The following is a 16,774-nucleotide window of genomic DNA, read 5'->3' as shown; positions in this document are numbered from 1 at the left end:
CGTCATTTGACGGTTCAGGAATCGCACCTTTCCAAAGCTCGCTCCCGCATCAATTTTCGACACTGATGCCGCTCCTCCCACCGCCATCGCTGGGTCGAACGCCGAAGTGCGAACGGTGACTACTTTGATAGCATCTGACGACTGAGCGATACCTACCGCGTTGCCCGCGTACATTGGCCGTTCAAACGTATCGGGACTCTCCACCGCCGTAATGTCACTGATCTGGGCGACGCCCAACTTTTCCGCTATTCGCGGCGCGATGTTCTTACCATAAGCGGTTGCTGGGGCAAGGATGTGCGAATACTCCCTCGCGATTTTGAGGACAGTGCTTTCGATATCTTCTGCGAGACCACCCACAAGATGCGGCGCGTCAGCGAGCAGGACCTTCGCCACACCAGCTACCTCGGCAGCGGCTTCAGCGGCTGCGTGAGCGTTGTGGCCTGCAACAAGAACATGGATGTCATGACTGGAAAGGGCCGCAATCACCGCCGCTGCCGATATCGTGTTGAAGGTTGTGGTTCGCAACGACGCATTATCATGTTCAGCAATTACCAAAATCGGCATATGTACAGACCCTTTCGTACGCGCGGACAAAGCACGCTTGCTTCTACCTTGAGTTTTTCGACCAACGTATTCACATCCGGTATCACGCTCCCGGCAACGCGCTCAGCTATCACGACACTGCCGCCCCGTTGAACTATCATTTTTGCGGTTTCCGCTCCCAGCCCAGATCCCCCCCCCGGTCACAACAGATACGGTCGGATCGATCTTCACGCCTCGTCTCCTTGCGAACCTCGAAAGATATTGTTTCACGGCAAAATTTGCCTGCCTACTTTGCATGAGCTCCACAACTGTAAGAGGCACCTTAGCTAAGACTTTCGCTTATCGTCCGCCTAATTTATTTGTATACCTAAACAATAATGCACATAAATAGCAGGCGCATTGGTTGAACTGTGCAATAAACGGCGGAACCTAAATCGATACTCAACTCACGCTTCGTCGCAGCTGAGCGCCTTGTGGCCCGCGCGCATGGCGTCGTGCCATCGCGACCAGCGTCATAAACGACAGCATGCCGAATACACCAATGATCGTGCTTCCGACCAGGTAGGAGCCAGTGCGTTGGACTGTAAGCCCCATCATATATGGACCACAAAAGCCGGCGAGATTTCCAATTGAGTTTATCACCGCGATACCTGGAGCTGCAGCAGGACCTCTCAGGAAATACGACGGAAGCGTCCAGAAGACTGGAACAGCCCCAAAAATTCCAAGACCCGCAATGGTGAGCGCCGTCACTTTGATCACCGGACTTGAAGTCATAGCAGCACCGATGATGCAAATGCTCGCCAGTGCGACGGCAACCACGCAATGTAGCCACCGCTCGCCAGTGCGATCAGAATGCCGCGGCCAAAACACCATCGCTAGCGCGCCTGCAAGGTACGGGAGCGCGGTAATGTAACCAACTTGCACAGTGCTAACCCCGAACGATCTGATCATCTGCGGGATGAAGAAGCTCAAACCATAGTTCGTACCGAGGATGCCAAAATATGCGAGTGAGAGTAGCAAGATCGAACGGTCGCGAAGCACCTCCCCGACGCCCAGGTGCTGACGATGGGCACCGCTCGACTCATCTGCAAGCAGCAATCCAAGTCGTTTTCTGTCCGCGGAATCGAGCCAACGCGCTTCGCCCGGACCGTTCGGTAGCTGAAAAAAAACTACCACTGCAAGCACCAGCGCCGGTGCCGCCTCGATCATGTACATCCATTGCCAACCGTGCATTCCTAACCATCCGTCAAGTTGCAGCAACCAACCCGATAGCGGCGCACCTATGACGGTCGGCAATGGCACACAGATCATAAACAATCCGAGAGCGCTGCCTCGGTAGCGTGGTGGTATCCAGCTGTTCAGATAGTAGATAATGCCGGGGAAAAATCCCGCTTCCGCGATGCCTAGCAGGAAGCGCAAAACATAGAAACTCCTTTCTCCCTGTACGAAAACCATCGCACCAGACAGGAGACCCCACGTGAACATGATCCGTGCGATCCACTGACGTGCGCCGAAGCGGTTGAGCAGTAAGTTTGACGGCAGTTCGAAGAGAAAATAGGCGGCAAAGAACAGGCCGACGCCAAGCCCGTATGCGGCGATCGAGATCCCACGATCGGCGAGCATCGTGACCGCGGCAAAGCTTACGTTGACCCGATCCAGATACGCAACAACCGCGCAGATAAGAAGGAGCGGCAGAATGCGCCGCTTGATTCGGGTAACCAGCACATCGTCTTCAGTCATGTCTCCACTCGTGTCAGGTTGGATATATTTGATGTAGTTGGCGCCATGACCGATCAGATGACCTTCTCTTCCCGCAGTGCTGCGATATCATCATCGGTCATGCCCAGCCACTCACGCAGAATCAGGTCATTGTCGGCACCGAGTTCCGCACCCGTTCGCCAAATTTCTCCGCCGTGGTTTTTCAGTTGGGGTATTACACCCTGCATGCGAACGGGCCCCAACTCATCATCAACAATGCTTACGATACTGCGCCGCCATTTGAACACCTCGTCATTCAGCATGTCTTTGACGTTGTAGATACGCGACCCCACGACATCGCCACCTGTAAGTTCAGACAATGCGTCGTCTGTATTGCGCGCTCGAACCCACGCACGCAGCGAGGCATCAAGAAATTTGGCTGCATCCGATTGCTGTCGAGCCGTGGAATATTCACTTGCTGGTAGCCCCAGCAATCGTACAATCTTGCTAACTGAAGCCGTGGTACCACTGGTCACCGTAATCCAGTCACCGTCAGCGGATTGATATGTATTAACCACCGCCGCCGGCGCCATCGGAGGCCGATTTCCCGATCGCTCATAGACACGCTCCATTTGATCGTATCCAATCACTTGCCACTCGATCAGTCGGAACAGCGACTCATAGAGGGCAAGGTCGATCAGTTCTCCATCGAAGCTCGGATCAGTGTTACGCCGATAAAGTGCAAGCAAGATTCCGTATGCGCCCATCAAGCCCGTCACAGCGTCCGCATGCGAAAATCCGGTGTGAATGGGCGGGCCGTCCGGAAATCCAGTTACATAAACAACTCCGGACTGCGCCTCTCCTGCTTTACCGAATCCCGGGTCGCTTGCGCGAGGGCCGTCACGCCCGTAGCCTGTAATCTGTAGATATACAAGCTTTGGGTTCAATTTATGTAGAGCCTCCCATGACAGATCGAGGCGCTCAAGCGCACTCGGCCTCATGTTGGTTATCACTACGTCCGCCCATTGCGCGAGGCGTGACGCAATCTCGCGACCTTTGTCGCTTTTGAGATCCAGCGTGAGCGAACGCTTGTTGCGTCCGGCGACTTTCCACCAAAGATATACGCCATCTTTGTCATCGCCCATCTCACGCGCTGGATCGCCCTTCCCTGGCTGTTCGATATGGACGACATCGGCGCCGAAATCCCCTAACATCGATGCAGCCATCGGACCAGCAATTACGTGCGACAGGGACAACACCTTTACACCGGCTAGCGCTCCGTTTTTACGAAGTTGCTCGAACGCGTTCATGGTCATCAAGATTCCAGTTTTGGCAGGGCGGGATCAGCTCGGGCAGTCAGACTGTCGTAGACCTGTGGATTCAGACAACTAGTAGCAGGTGCGCCCGCGAAGTGCTGCTCGAGGGCGCCCAGGGCGCGCAATCCCGTTGCGATCCTCGCCTCTACGGTTGCGCTTCCGATGTGCGGCAGAAGCACTGCATCTGGCAATTGCAGCCACCGCTCGTCGATATTCGGTTCGTTTTGAAAGACGTCGAGCCCGACAGGGCCGAGGTGACCGGTTTTTATTAATTCAAGCAAAGCCCGTTCGTCGATCAGGTCGCCGCGACCGATATTCACGAGAATTGCGCCCGCAGGTAGCGCCTTTAGCTGCGGGTAACCAATTGAAAGACGTGTTTCGGCGGTGGAGGGTGCGGCCACGCAGAACACTTCACTGACGGGCAGGAGACTATCCAGACTATCGTGATACTGGGCACCGCATTCCTGGTCTGCGCCAAGGCGGCTGCGGTTATGGTAGTGAATCTGCATGCCGAACGCGCGAGCCCTGGTGGCTATTTCGCGTCCAATAGCGCCCATCCCGTAAATCCCAAGACGCTTACCGGTAAGCTGAGCGCCTAGCATGGCACCTGGCGAGAATGGTCCCCACGTTCGTTCGCGCAGGACAGATTCGGCAACTCGCGTACGTCGCGCCGCTGCAAGTATTAGATACAGGGCAATTTCGGCAACGGCGTGATGGAGAGCATCGGGCGCTGTAAACACCGGGATACCCGCCGCCGTTGCTGCTGGGAGATCGATGTGGTCGTAACCCGCCGAATACGTCGCAAGCGCCTTAAGATTTGGGGATAGCTCCCTGAGACATTCTGCGTCTATGCGCTCTGTAACCATAACAAGCAGCGCATCGCAACCGCGGGCGAGCGTTGTCAGGCTTGCGCCAATCGGCTTGTCTTCGGGCCACACCGTTGTATCAAAATAATTCCGGGCCCGCGCAAGTACAGTGTCGGGCAATCGTCGCGTTATCAAGAGGCGCGGCCGCGCGTTCGAAATGCCGGTGCTCATATAGTCACCTTTGCAGTAGCGGTACGAACGCTATCCAGCGGGTGAAGGCGCGATCGCGGGCCGGCGCGCATCACTTGCCCTGGTAGCGTTCTGCCCAGCACACGTTCGAGATCAACCGAAGCATCAATCAACGCCTCCAGGTTAATGCCTGTCTCGTGTCCGCTCTCGTGCAGAAAGTTGACCAGATCTTCGGTGCATACATTGCCAGTCGCGCCTGGCGCGAAAGGGCAACCCCCGGTGCCCCCCAGCGCTGATTCGTAGGTATTGATACCCAGACCAAGCCCTGCGGCAACGTTAAGGAGCGCCATTCCACGTGTATTATGAAAATGTAAAGCAGGCTCGACGTTTGGCAATGCATCTTTGAGTTCACCGCACACGCGTTTTACGACTTCCGGCGATGCCATTCCCGTTGTATCGCCGAGCGTTATACGGGACACGCCAGCGTCCGTGAACGCGCGTGCGATCCTGACCACGCTCGACGATTCGACATCTCCTTCGAATGGGCAACCAAATGCAACAGCAATCGCGCCTTTAACGCCCACTCCAGCCGATACGGCGAGCGCCACGGTCTCCTCGATGGCAGCGAGTGAAGCATCGATCGACCGATTCAAGTTTTTTCGATTATGGCTCTCGCTCGCCGACAGAAACACCACAATATCGTCGACGCCAGCCCGGATGGCCGCATGAACGCCCCTTGAGTTCGGGGCGAGCGCACAGAGACGCGTACCAATCGGTTTATGTACTCCACGGACAACATCTTCCGCGTCGGCCATTTGCGGCACAGCATGCGGTGATACGAACGACGTCGCCTCGATAGATCGCACTCCGGCGGCGAATAGCGCGTCAATTAAACGGATCTTGTCGGCAGTCGGCACGAAGTGAGCTTCGCTTTGGATGCCGTCGCGCAGTCCGACTTCGGTAATAGTCAGGTTCACAACAACTCCTTGGAGGATGTACGATCGCGCGCTGTGAATTGTTCAGTCGAGAACGGTCTTGCCAAAGTGCCAATGAACGGGCGCAGCTCCTGGATATGGGCTATCCAGTGTCGTCAACCCATCGCGAAAGAGACTGCCCAAATACAAAGTGCGTAGATCAGCGCCGCCGAATGCAACGCTCGATAAATTGCCGAGTGACCAACGTCGGCCAACATCGACCTCTTCTCGCCCCATACGCGACTCAGCGAACGCGGTCTCGACCAAGTCAACGACCTCGTCATCGCAGTCCTCTACGATGATCTCTGCCAGCCCGTCAGCTACCCTCACGAGTCGATTGCTCACCACGCTCGCGACCCAAACGCCGCCTTGCGCGTCAAACCCCATGCCATCGGGAAAAATACCGTCGCCGCCGAACTGAATTACCGTCTCGCGCTCGCCAAAACTGCCGTCCGACAAAATGGGAAAGCGGGTCACACGACGTGCGATCGTCTCGTTGATATAATAAAATTTGCCGTCTGGTGATACGCGGCCTTCGTTGCAAAAGCCAATGCCGTCGGCAACCACTTCACTGCGGCCTTTCTCGTGCCGGACGATGAAGCCGTCTGCGATTCCTGGCCTGAAGGCACTCTCGCGCGGCGCATGGAGCGTAGAGACGGTGAACCAAAGTCGACCTTGTCGGTCGAGTTCTACGTAGTTGGTAGGATGAAGCGGCTTGCCGTGAAGCTCTGTGATGAAAGGCTCGAGTGTGCCGGGACCCGTCATTCGCCACACGCCGCCATGGGGGCCCATGTTGGCAATGAGAAAGGTACCGTCTTCAAGCAGCGCAATGCCGTTGGGAATGAACGGGTCAATCGGTGCGTTCAATGGCACCATTTCACTTTGCGCAGGAAGTACGCGAACCACACCGCAGCGCTTGTCGCACGAATACACGCGCCCGTCGGCCATCGCCAATACCGATTCAGGTCGTGTGAGGCCACTTCCTACCGCCGGCAGCGAATCTCTTAGCCTTGCCATTTGGAACTCCAAATGCAGACGCTAAAGTGCTGCGGCCCATGCCGCGAGGGGATGGATGTCAACATTTGCTCGTCTCCAATATCTTTGTGATCGAGTTGTTATGGAGGACGATAGCAAAGCCTACGCGCTCATAGAACTAACAGTTGAGCAGCATCGCGCTCGTGAGTCACGAGCGCGAACTGGCTCCCGCGGGCGGCGTTGGGGGTTTAGCCGGTGAGTTCGCCCGCCTGCTTCAGCGCGTCAAACATGGTGCGAGCGGAGGCGGAGAGCGACTCGACACTTCGGACGCAAAGCATAATGTGTCGGGTCGCAAATGCGTCTTTGATCGGCACGCCAACCACATTAAGACAGTTCTTGTATGGCGCTACGAGTCCCTCGGGTAACACCGTAATTCCTAATCCCTTCGATACAAGCCAGCGCGCTACCTCATTGGTCGCGACACGGAAGGTCGGTTTAATCTCGCTTACAGACGCGCTGGCTAAAAGCGCAGCAAGTGATGATGCACCGTGCACAGCGATCATCGGATATTGAAGCAACTCGACAAATTCGACCTGGTGCCGCGACGCGAGCTCATGCGTTTGCGGTACAACGGCGACCAGATGATCTTGCCGGTACGGATACACCTCTATCTCCGCAGGTAGAGGCACGGGTGCGGCGAAGACACCAAGATCTGCGTTGCCGTCACGCACCGCGTGAACCACCTGTTCGCTGAGCGCCTCGACCAGGTCCACACGAATGTCGGGATAGGTGTGAATGAAGTGCTGAATCTCGTCGGCGAGGTGTTGGACCAGCGCAGACGGGTTGGCGAATAGCTTGACGTGACCTCGTACGCCAGCTGCATAGTCGTTTAGCTCGGAGCGCATGCGCTCGTCGAGATTTGACATCGCTCGCACGTGGCGTGCCAATGCCTGGCCAGCCGCCGTCGCCGACACGCCTTTAGAACCGCGGACCAGCAACTGCACCCCAAACGCTTCTTCGAGTTCCTGTACGCGTTTGGTTACGGCTGTTGGCGCAATGAAATTCCTCCGGCCAGCTTCGGCTATGCTACCCAGATCAACGACCGCCAAAAACAGACGCAGCGAGTACAAGTCAGTGCGCTCACGGATGGAATGCATTTTGGATGCCTTGATCAGCATGGCCGATCAGTTAACGTCAACGGACGAGGAACTGTCAATTGTGGCAGATCACCCTGATCGCGGATTTTTTGCACATCGCGCCCTGAGTCCAGGCGAGTAGTCAATGTGTCCACCGTCCGCGTGTCGCGACGGCCGAGTGTCGCCTCCTGGTCGCGATGCGTCGGGCAGCGAGCAACTCAGCCGCCGTTGAAACAATCCTTGTCATCAGGTGGCCGCTGTCGACGCGGGACTCAAAGGCCAGCGTTCGTCACGAATTTCCTGACCATCTCCTTCGCCTGGCGGATACCGTGGCATTCGCGCAGCTTCTCGCAGGCCAGCGTCGGCCCGAAATCGGGATAACGCTCGCGCACCAGCGCCATGGCCCGCGCGCGCAGATCAACGCACAGCTCCCGGTTGCTCAGTCGATCAGACTTCGCAAAAAAGCATGCCATATGACCCCGCTTGCAATTTTGATTGCGTCAACTTTGATCGACCTTGCTCGCAGTCGATATCCCGGACGACAGTGCCGAATCGATAAACGCGCGAACGCATGGCGAGTGCTCGCGCTCCCGATACGCGATCGCCAGTTTCGCCTCTTCTTTGAAATCCACCAACGGCTTGAACCTGACGCCGGGCTGCGCAAATGCCTCTATCGACTTCGGTACGAGCGCAACCCCGTAGCCGGCTGCAGCCATGCTCACGGCAGTCATGAAGTCATTGACGCGAAACTCCGGTTCGCCGTCAAACCCACCTATGCGACCAAGATTCACCAGATGCTCAGCAAAACCGACCGCCTCGTTGAATTGCGGAGCGATGAAGGCAACGCCGCGCAATTGCGACGCCTTGAGCGCCTTGGCGTGCGCGAGCGAACTGTCGGCCGAGACCGCAATCATCAGCTGTTCACTGTGCAGCACCCGCGCCGTGATCCCATCCGGGTAGCGCGCGCGGGCCTGCAACAGACCGACGTCGACCGCGCCATCCGCGAGGTGCTCCAGCTGTACTGGTGTCTCCATCGCCACGATCTGCATGCGTACGTCCGGGAAGCGCAGGCGGAACGACTTCAATAGCCGCGGAAGCAGCCCTGAAGTCACGGTAGAGCCAACGTAGCTGAGCGCGACCTGTCCCGCTGCACCTCTGGCCGCAAGCCGCCCGACCCGATCGGCACGCTCGAGCTGGCGAAGCGCAGCCACGGCCTCGACCAGGAAGGTCTTGCCTGCATCCGTCAAGGTCACCGCGGCCCGCTTGTTGCGGTTGAGCAGTCGCACGCCCAGATCGGTCTCCAGCTTCTTGATCTGCCCGCTCAGCACCGATTGTCCGATGTCCAGACGATCGGCAGCACGTGCGAAGTGGAGATCTTCAGCGAGCGTTACAAACAACTGAAGCTGTCGGCTGTCGATCATCTTTAATCCAAAAATCGGAACAAAAGTTCTCTTTACGCGTATTTTATCAATCAAATAACGGGTGTCAAATAGACGCACTTCCTGTTACGGAGACACCCAAATGCAAGCCCTTACCGACCACGCTCCTGACCTCGTCCCGATCGCCTCGACGCGGACGTTCGCCATCGAGCCCCATCCCCATCATCCGCGCCTGCGTCATGTGACAGTGCCACGAGCGCGCTTGCCACATTCTTCTCGGAAGTGCGTGGCATCGATGTCCAGAACCTTGAATTTGTGCCGTTCGTGCGATTCATGCTTGCCGACTCGCTGGATCGAGCGGTGGGCGGCGGCTCCGCAATGGTGTTACGTCAACTTGTACGCGACCGCGCTGTCGGGGGATTCACGCTTGGCGTCCAGAACCTCACATACGGCAGCGACGACTATGTGAAGTTCGGCACCGCAGTCGCCCATCTGCTCGGCCCGGCGAACCACGACGCCATGTCGGGCACGTTCTACGCGCGTTTTCTCGTGAAGGATACGGACGCCAGCGACACCTATCTTCGCCAGGCGTACCGGCTTTTCACGATGCACACCGACGGGACGTTCGTCGACGAAGCGACTGAGTGGCTGCTCATGATGAAGTTCGCGGAGCAAAACGCGGTTGGCGGGGAATCGCGATTTCTTCATATCGACGACTGGGACGAGCGCGATGCGTTTCTCGACCACCCCCTCGGCACGCGCCCCTTTCTTTACAAGGCGCCAGGTTCGAAGAACGTCGGTTACACCTTGGAGAGGCCCGTATTTTCCCAAAGCGAGTTCGGCCTCGCGATATCGTTTATCGATCAGTTCGCTCAACCGCGCTGCGGCGATGAAGCTCGCTATCTGTATTAACTCTCCGCGTCCATGGAAGCGTCGCCCGGTACGCGCGAAGTCGCGCTACCCGTCGGTGATCTCGTAGTCCTCAACAACTATTTCTGGCTGCATGGAAGAGCGGCGTTCGAAAAGCACCCTGAACTCCATCGCGAATTGATGCGTCAGCGCGGGACGTTTGCAAAATGAACACGATCGACCGTTCACGCGGCTACGATGCCGACGTTTCGATCATAGGAGGCGGCATTGTCGGTGTATCGACCGCCATGCAGTTGACCAGGCGCTACCCGGGCATCAGCGGTCTCCTCCTCGAAAAAGAGCCAACGCTCGCAGCACATCAGTCCGGGCACAATAGCGGAATGATCCATGCCGGCGTGTACTATGCCCCGGGTAATCTGAGGGCGGAGTTCTGCCGACGGGGGGCCGCAGCAACTTACGAATTTGCGCGCCGGCATGGCGTGCCCGTCGAACAATGCGGCAAGCTCATCGTTGCGACCAACGATATCGAGGTCGAGCGGCTGAACGCGCTCTACACCCGTTGCAGGCAAAACCACCTTGATCCGCAGTTGCTGGATGAAGCCGCGCTGCGCAAAATCGAGCCTCGCATCGTCGGCCGGGCTGCGATTCGCGTTGCGGCAAGTGGAATCGCCGACTATCCATCGATGACGGCTGCAATGGCACGTCTGGCGCAAAACGGCGGGACCCAGATTCTGCTCGATCGACGGGTCGAGGCGCTGCATGAAGACGCAAACGGCGTTACCGCGGAGACACCCCACGGCAGTTACCGTGCACGGTTTGCCATTGCCTGCACCGGTCTGATGGCGGACCGGCTCGCGAGCATGTGCAACATCGAACTGGACTTTCGCATTGTGCCGTTTCGAGGCGAGTATTTCCGCCTGCCCGCGTCGAAGAACGATATCGTTAAGCACCTGATTTATCCGGTTCCCGATCCTGAATTGCCGTTTCTTGGGGTACACCTCACCCGTATGATTGGCGGCTATGTGACGGTCGGGCCGAATGCGGTCCTGGCGCTCGCGCGTGAGGGTTACCGCTGGCGCGATGTGAACCTGGGCGATCTCGCATCGATCGCTTCGTTCGGCGGCTTCTGGAAGATGCTGCGAAAGCATCGCGTATCGGGCCTCGCGGAAGCTCGCAATTCGATCTGGAGGAAGGGGTATCTGGAACTGTGCCAAAAGTACTGTCCGGAACTGGAACTCTGCGACCTTAACCCTCATCCGGCAGGCGTGCGTGCTCAGGCCATCATGTCCGACGGCACGATGGTGCATGACTTTCTGATCCGTTCGTCTCGACGCAGTCTTCACGTATGCAATGCGCCCTCGCCCGCAGCGACGTCCGCTCTGCCAATTGGAGCCTACCTCGTCGAGCAATTCGAAAAACATTTCGCGGCCTCACCGTCGCTTGTTTTTAGCGGCAAGCCCGGCGTGAGCGCAATCGATCCGTCGGAAGCTCCATCCCACCCGGCCTGAAGTCACTTCACTTCAGCACACTGCGCTGTCTACCTGGACTGTCGAGCATCTGCAGTCTGGGAGTTTCCGATCAATTTCGGAGTGCATATAACATGAAGTCGATTGTGCCTTTCCCCATATCCGGTCTCTCATGGAGCGGCTTTGGCTTTGGCTTTGCCGTGCGCACCGCACTCGCGTCCCTCATCGCGCTCTACATTGCGATGCGCATGAATCTCGACGACCCGAAATGGGCCGCCATTACTGTTTGGGTCGTGGCCCAAAGCAGCCGTGGCATGAGCCTGTCAAAGAGCCAGTATCGGATCATGGGAACCGCGTTGGGAGCCGTAGCGGCTCGCTACGAGTCAACAAGTGCTCAATGCCGAGGGGGAGTATGTGTTCCGTCTGGCGCCGCTCCCGACACCGCCCGCTGACGCCCTGACGAAAGCGACAATGCAGGCGTACCCGGCCGTGCAGCTTTTCCTCGAACGGGTAACGGCGCATATGCACGCGTTCAGTTGCGACGACAGCGAGGCCGTTGCCGTCGCCTCGATCTGCAGGCAGCTCGATGGCATGCCGCTGGCCATCGAGTTGGCGGCGGCGCGCGTTCCAACGCTTGACATTCAAGGCGTCCTTGCTGGCCTCACAGATCGCTTCCGGATGTTGACGGGCGGCCGCCGCAATGCGCCGCAGCGGCACCAGACCCTGCGGGCCACGGTGACCTGGAGCGTGAGCCTTCTGAACGACGACGAGCGGCGGTTCCTCTATGGCCTCTCTACGTTCGCGTCCACATTCACGATCGAGGCGGCGCACGCTGTCGCGGGATGCGGCGGCGATCATTGGCAGAGCGCGGACTTGCTCTCCAGTCTCGTGGAAAAATCGCTCCTGCAAACCGATTTTACTGGACGCCTCGCCTGTTACCGCCTGCTCGAGACGCTTCGTGAGTACGCCCGGGAGCAGCTCTGTGCCAGTGAAGAGTCGGGCCCCGTATTGAGCCGCCATGCGGCCTGGTTTCTCGAGTGCAGCCAGCAGGCGCTCGCCGACTGGAAGCGCATGCCGACTTGGGAGTGGCGCGCGGCTTACCGGCATGACGCCAACGACATCCGAAGCGTGTTGTCGCGGACACTGGGCAAGGTGGAATCGCGCGAATTCGGCATTGAACTCCTGGTTACGGCGATCCCTTTCTGGGTGGAGTTCTCGATGCTCGAAGACTGCCGGCATTGGGTCTCGCTTGCGCTCGACCACCCCAGCGGAGTGGACGCACGGCACGAAATGTCACTACGCGCCGCGCTGGGTGCGTCGCTGACCTGGGCGCGCGGTCCCATTCCGGAGACCGGAATCGCATGGGAGCGTGCACTGACGCTTGCCCATACGATGGGCAACCGCGAAATCGAACTGCAGGCCCGCTACGGTCTGTGGCTCTACGGACTGCGAACCGGCAACCACGAGATGGCGCTGGAAGAGGCGAACGCCAAGCTCGACGCGGCCAACGCGGCGCACGACATTGAGGCTGTCACCGTAGCCCGACGAATCGTCGGGGTCTCGCTTCATGCCGGCGGCGATCAGACCGCCGCCCGCGAGTTGATCGAAGTGTCGCTTCATTGGCACGAGCACCATCCACCGCATGCGCCCTTTCGTTTCGGCCTCGGTCAGCATGCCGCGGGACTGGCCTTTCTATCGCGCATCCTGTGGCTGCAGGGCCATAGCGGCCAGGCCATGGCCACTGCTCAGCTCGCGGTCGAACAGGCGAGCAAGCTCGATCATGCGTGCACGCTTTGCTGCGTCCTCGCCGAAGGGCTGTGCATGACGGCCATGCTCAATCGGGATTTCGCGAAGGTTCAAGTATCGGCACGCACGCTCATCGAGACCGCCACACGCCATGGCCTCCAGTTCTGGAAAACCTATGGAGAACTGTTCGAATTCTGGGCCATCGCCCGAAACGAGCCGTCGACGCTAACCGCCGACCGCACGAGCGCGCTGGTCGCAGCGCTCGAGCGTACGTGCTTCGATTTTCACTACACGCCCATACTTGTCGACCTCGTTGACGACGAACGCCTGGACCGCCATTCACGTGCTATTTTGAGCGCCGTTGCCCACAAGGCTGGGCCAGCTCCGCGACGCCATTGGGCGGCTCCAGAGTTCATGCGCATTGGCGCTGTCACGATGAAGAATGACGCGCCGACTGATGCGGCGCAGGCGGAACGTCGCCTGAGCAACGCCCTCGAGCATGCGAAAGCCTGCGGCGCGTACGGATGGGAACTGCGCGTTGCCGTCGACCTCGCGGAACGGCTGGCCCATCGGGCTCGCGGCGATGAAGCCCGGACACTGTTGCAGGATGTCCTGTCACGAATCCCGGACGGCAGCGCGTCGGTCGACTGGAGGGACTCACAAGCCCTGCTCGATTCTCTGCAATGAACGACGCTTAACCGGGGTAATCGTTCGAATCGTGCTAAATCTGACGGTGGCCAAGCGCGGAGCCTCACCCAGCAAGGCTCCGGTGGTTCGCTATTCGCCTTTCTCAGCGAGTGAGGCAACTCATTGATAGATAAAGATTTTCCGGATATAACCGCCAGAAATTGCACAAAACGTACGATACCCCCATCACGCGCTTCCTCCTCGAACTGGGCGCCGGGTTCGCGTTCGTGGGGCGCCAGTACCGGCTGGAGGTCGGCGGTGACGAGTTTTTCGTCGATCTGCTTTTCTACCATCTCAAGCTGCGTTGCTATGTCGTCGTCGAACTGAAAACAACGCCGTTCAAGCCCGAATACGCGGGCCAGCTAAACTTCTACCTGTCCGCGATCGACGCGCAGGTCAAGGCGCACGAAGACCAGCCGACAATTGGCCTGCTGCTGTGCAAGGAAAAGAACCGTTAGCAGGCGTCCGACATCATGGTGCTCATACAGCGCATACGCTGTGCGCCGCCTATGATGATTTTCGCGATCTTCCCGCGAAGGAATAATCTGAAACGACTTGAGAGAATAGCGTCACGAACCTATTGCGATCGAATGGCAGGATGCGGTCATCAAATATATGTTTTGTACTACTGGTTGTTTTTCACTACTAGAACAGAATTTGATGATTGGGATTGGACAGGCGAAGGAGCTGTTCCGCAAGGTGAGTCAGGTGTTCCGCCATCGAAGACAGAGTCAGACGTACCCAGAGACATGCTGGCCGGGCATGCCTCGCTCTGTAACTATTGACCGCAAGAGCAGTAGAACTTCTTTCCCATTCCGTGTAATTGCGAATCTGGATATTCCTGAATCGCGAACAACCGATTCCGCGAGACCGGCGTCGAGGAGTGCGCGAAAGTCGAGGTTCATCCTGGACTCAACCGGTGCATGGTCGAGTAGCATGAGTGCGCCTACCTCGTGTGCGCTCAAGCCCAGCCTCTTGCGCTGAGCGTCAGTTCTATGTTTGCGATTCATATGTAATCCTTTTCATATGTGGTCAGGCTTGTCTGGCGGCGACTTGTGCCGCACTGAATAGGGTTCTGCTTAGCGATAGTTGTAGATTGGAGCTGAGTACGTCGAGAGACGAACTTCGCGCGATTATCCGGCGTCCGATGAGCCGCTCAAAGAACTGCCATAGCCACCGTTTTCAGCGACTTGCTGCTCGGCCACCGTCCCTCGGCTGCTTGAATTTCTCGCGGGTAAGTTGTGTGCTTACCATCACCGACGTGGTAGCCCGCCTTCCCTAGCTGAACAAGTTCCGTGCGCACCTGTGCGCGGGTAACAGGACCGTTCGACTGTGCGAACGAGGCAACCGGCAACAACGAGAGAAAGTGCAAACGCAATGAAATGGTCTCAATACGTCACGACCCCACACCGACGTCAGTACCTTTGACTCTGAGCTTGCCAGCGATCACATGGGTTCCTAGAACAAAGACAATACCGATTACGCTACCAACGACGACATTAATCGCCCGGCAATCAGCCATAAGGAAAGCGTGCCCGGAAACAATGATCGCGACTGCATGCAGCGCGCATCTCGTACCGAACGCAACGACATATCGGTTGAACGCGACGAGCGTCAACGCGCTAGCGGTTATTACCACATCAAAGAGCACTGACGAGTGGGGCATGCAGATTCCGATCAACATCCCCGAAGGCACTCCGACAATTGCACCGATCATTCGGTCCTTCCATTTCGTGCGCGCAGTCACGATGTCGCCTGTGACAACGCTGGCTGCCGACCACACTAACCATTGGGCGTATTGAACGCCTTGCCATTCGACAAGCGACGCCGCCACACCTACGGCCAAGGCAGCGGCAACAATGCCTTCGAAGAGTCCAGGAGCGCACGGCTCGGTAACCTGCCGAAGGATGAGCCACCCACCGGCGGGCCCGTTACTCGCCGAATGCTTCTTAAGATGAAAAGCACTCGAAGCAAGGATACCGGGAATCGCGGAGCAGAAAACATACGGAATGACCTCAAGACCTATCTGCCCCAAACGATGACCGTTGGCACTATTGGCGGTTGCGCATGCGATGTAGAGGACCGGAATGAACGTAAAGGTTCCGGTCCAGCGCATAGAGGGTCCTACGGACGTGATCGCCACGCACGCGATGGCTAGCAGCACCGACGCCATCACGAAAGTCTGTGGTCGTTCAAACGACAGGGTCATGGCCAGAACGCCCAACCCTATTACGAGCGTATGCAGCAACACGCCAACCGGGGTGAGGCGCGAGCGTTCCGCGGCGATAAAGACGGAGACTGTGACTATCTCTGCCCGAAACCAGATTGGATCGCCTGATATCAGCCCCACAATAAAAATCGGTGCAAGCAATAAGCCACCGCGCGACAGCATCGAGGTATTGATTAGATCCCTGAACATATAGTTGACAATTTCGCGTTGACGAACACGCTTTCGTAGAAACTCCCGCCCGGACGATCTGGATCTCACGGTTCGCTAACGAACTCGCAACAAAAAGTGTTCGTGAGCTACTGCGTCGGGCAGCACTACCGCGCAGTATCAGATTTCGTCGGTATACATGCAATGCACGAACAATAGCGACTTCGATATCATTTGGTGAATGACGTGGATGCACCATGGACTGGTGCCGTCGGAGTTGGTCAACCTGGGTTGCCGAGAGCGTGTACTCCGCGTAGCGACCTTTCGCAGGTGTTGAGGGACGGATTGGGTTCGGATGTTTTTGGAGCGCCAACAGGCAAACGCCTCACGCCCCATCCCTGCCCTCAGTCGCTCATCTGCGTCCATCTTCCTGAGCGTCGCGCAGGCTCCTTCATCCGGGACATCAGCGCCGCGCCCATGCCTCCGCATTTCGAGCGCCATTTGTAGATGCTCGCGCTGTTGATCCAGCGATACCGGCGCCGTTATTCACCAAAAGATATCGAAAACACGACCGGCAATACATTGGCCTTTCCTCCGAATCGCCAGATACTC

The 16,774-nt window shown here is 57.7% G+C and carries 10 protein-coding genes and 7 pseudogenes; 5 read left to right on the top strand and 12 right to left on the bottom strand.

Annotated elements, in window-relative coordinates; all coding sequences use genetic code 11:
• From EYW47_RS20490 to EYW47_RS20450, 9 genes and pseudogenes are all read right to left on the bottom strand, one after another.
• Positions 1-564: pseudogene (locus EYW47_RS20490) on the bottom strand (electron transfer flavoprotein subunit alpha/FixB family protein); the annotation flags it as partial.
• 420 nt (positions 565-984) lie between these two features.
• On the bottom strand, positions 985-2,283 hold the full coding sequence (locus EYW47_RS20485; protein WP_133196663.1) for an MFS transporter: 1,299 nt from the start codon (positions 2,281-2,283) through the stop codon (positions 985-987).
• Between the two features lie 53 nt (positions 2,284-2,336).
• The gene (locus EYW47_RS20480; RefSeq protein WP_133196662.1) at positions 2,337-3,551 is read right to left on the bottom strand and encodes a CaiB/BaiF CoA transferase family protein; all 1,215 of its coding nucleotides are present in this window, start codon (positions 3,549-3,551) and stop codon (positions 2,337-2,339) included.
• Positions 3,552-3,556: 5 nt separating this feature from the next.
• Positions 3,557-4,594, bottom strand: a complete 1,038-nt coding sequence (locus EYW47_RS20475; RefSeq protein ID WP_133196661.1) for a 2-hydroxyacid dehydrogenase — start codon at positions 4,592-4,594, stop codon at positions 3,557-3,559.
• Complete coding sequence (locus EYW47_RS20470; RefSeq protein WP_240763819.1) at positions 4,591-5,529, bottom strand: hydroxymethylglutaryl-CoA lyase; 939 nt, start codon at positions 5,527-5,529, stop codon at positions 4,591-4,593. Before EYW47_RS20470 ends, EYW47_RS20475 begins: the two co-directional genes overlap by 4 nt.
• Positions 5,530-5,571: 42 nt before the next feature.
• Entirely contained in the window at positions 5,572-6,543 is a 972-nt protein-coding gene (locus tag EYW47_RS20465) for an SMP-30/gluconolactonase/LRE family protein (RefSeq protein ID WP_133196659.1), read from the bottom strand.
• A 206-nt stretch (positions 6,544-6,749) separates the two neighbouring features.
• Positions 6,750-7,679 carry a LysR family transcriptional regulator gene (locus EYW47_RS20460; protein WP_133196658.1) on the bottom strand — a complete coding sequence of 310 codons (930 nt, stop codon included), beginning with the start codon at positions 7,677-7,679 and terminating at the stop codon, positions 6,750-6,752.
• Between the two features lie 233 nt (positions 7,680-7,912).
• Positions 7,913-8,077, bottom strand: a pseudogene (locus EYW47_RS41940) (ISNCY family transposase); the annotation flags it as partial.
• A gap of 60 nt (positions 8,078-8,137) precedes the next feature.
• The gene (locus EYW47_RS20450; RefSeq protein WP_133196656.1) at positions 8,138-9,058 is read right to left on the bottom strand and encodes a LysR family transcriptional regulator; all 921 of its coding nucleotides are present in this window, start codon (positions 9,056-9,058) and stop codon (positions 8,138-8,140) included.
• Positions 9,059-9,298: 240 nt separating this feature from the next.
• Between EYW47_RS20450 and glaH the strand changes: the two are divergent.
• The 5 genes and pseudogenes from glaH to EYW47_RS20425 form a co-directional block, all read left to right on the top strand.
• Positions 9,299-10,096: pseudogene (gene glaH, locus EYW47_RS20445) on the top strand (glutarate dioxygenase GlaH).
• Positions 10,093-11,394, top strand: coding sequence for an L-2-hydroxyglutarate oxidase (gene lhgO, locus EYW47_RS20440; protein ID WP_133196655.1), 1,302 nt, complete (start codon positions 10,093-10,095; stop codon positions 11,392-11,394). Before glaH ends, lhgO begins: the two are co-directional and overlap by 4 nt.
• 149 nt (positions 11,395-11,543) lie before the next feature.
• Positions 11,544-11,726: pseudogene (locus tag EYW47_RS20435) on the top strand (FUSC family protein); the annotation flags it as partial.
• 16 nt (positions 11,727-11,742) lie between these two features.
• Entirely contained in the window at positions 11,743-13,785 is a 2,043-nt protein-coding gene (locus EYW47_RS20430) for an ATP-binding protein (protein ID WP_165976628.1), read from the top strand.
• Between the two features lie 161 nt (positions 13,786-13,946).
• Positions 13,947-14,240: pseudogene (locus EYW47_RS20425) on the top strand (PDDEXK nuclease domain-containing protein); the annotation flags it as partial.
• A 678-nt stretch (positions 14,241-14,918) separates the two neighbouring features.
• Here the strand turns inward: EYW47_RS20425 and EYW47_RS20415 are convergent.
• The 3 genes and pseudogenes from EYW47_RS20415 to EYW47_RS41935 all read right to left on the bottom strand — a co-directional run.
• Positions 14,919-15,178, bottom strand: a pseudogene (locus EYW47_RS20415) (DUF4148 domain-containing protein).
• Between the two features lie 3 nt (positions 15,179-15,181).
• Positions 15,182-16,177 (bottom strand): FUSC family protein, encoded by a 996-nt coding sequence (locus tag EYW47_RS20410; protein WP_165976627.1) that lies wholly within the window; start codon positions 16,175-16,177, stop codon positions 15,182-15,184.
• Between the two features lie 360 nt (positions 16,178-16,537).
• Positions 16,538-16,698: pseudogene (locus tag EYW47_RS41935) on the bottom strand (IS3 family transposase); the annotation flags it as partial.
• Positions 16,699-16,774: the final 76 nt, after the last annotated feature.

This window comes from Paraburkholderia silviterrae (assembly GCF_004353915.1).
Taxonomy (GTDB): Bacteria; Pseudomonadota; Gammaproteobacteria; order Burkholderiales; family Burkholderiaceae; genus Paraburkholderia; species Paraburkholderia silviterrae.
Note: the sequence above shows the minus strand (reverse complement) of the source record. Positions and strands in the feature narration are given on the sequence as shown.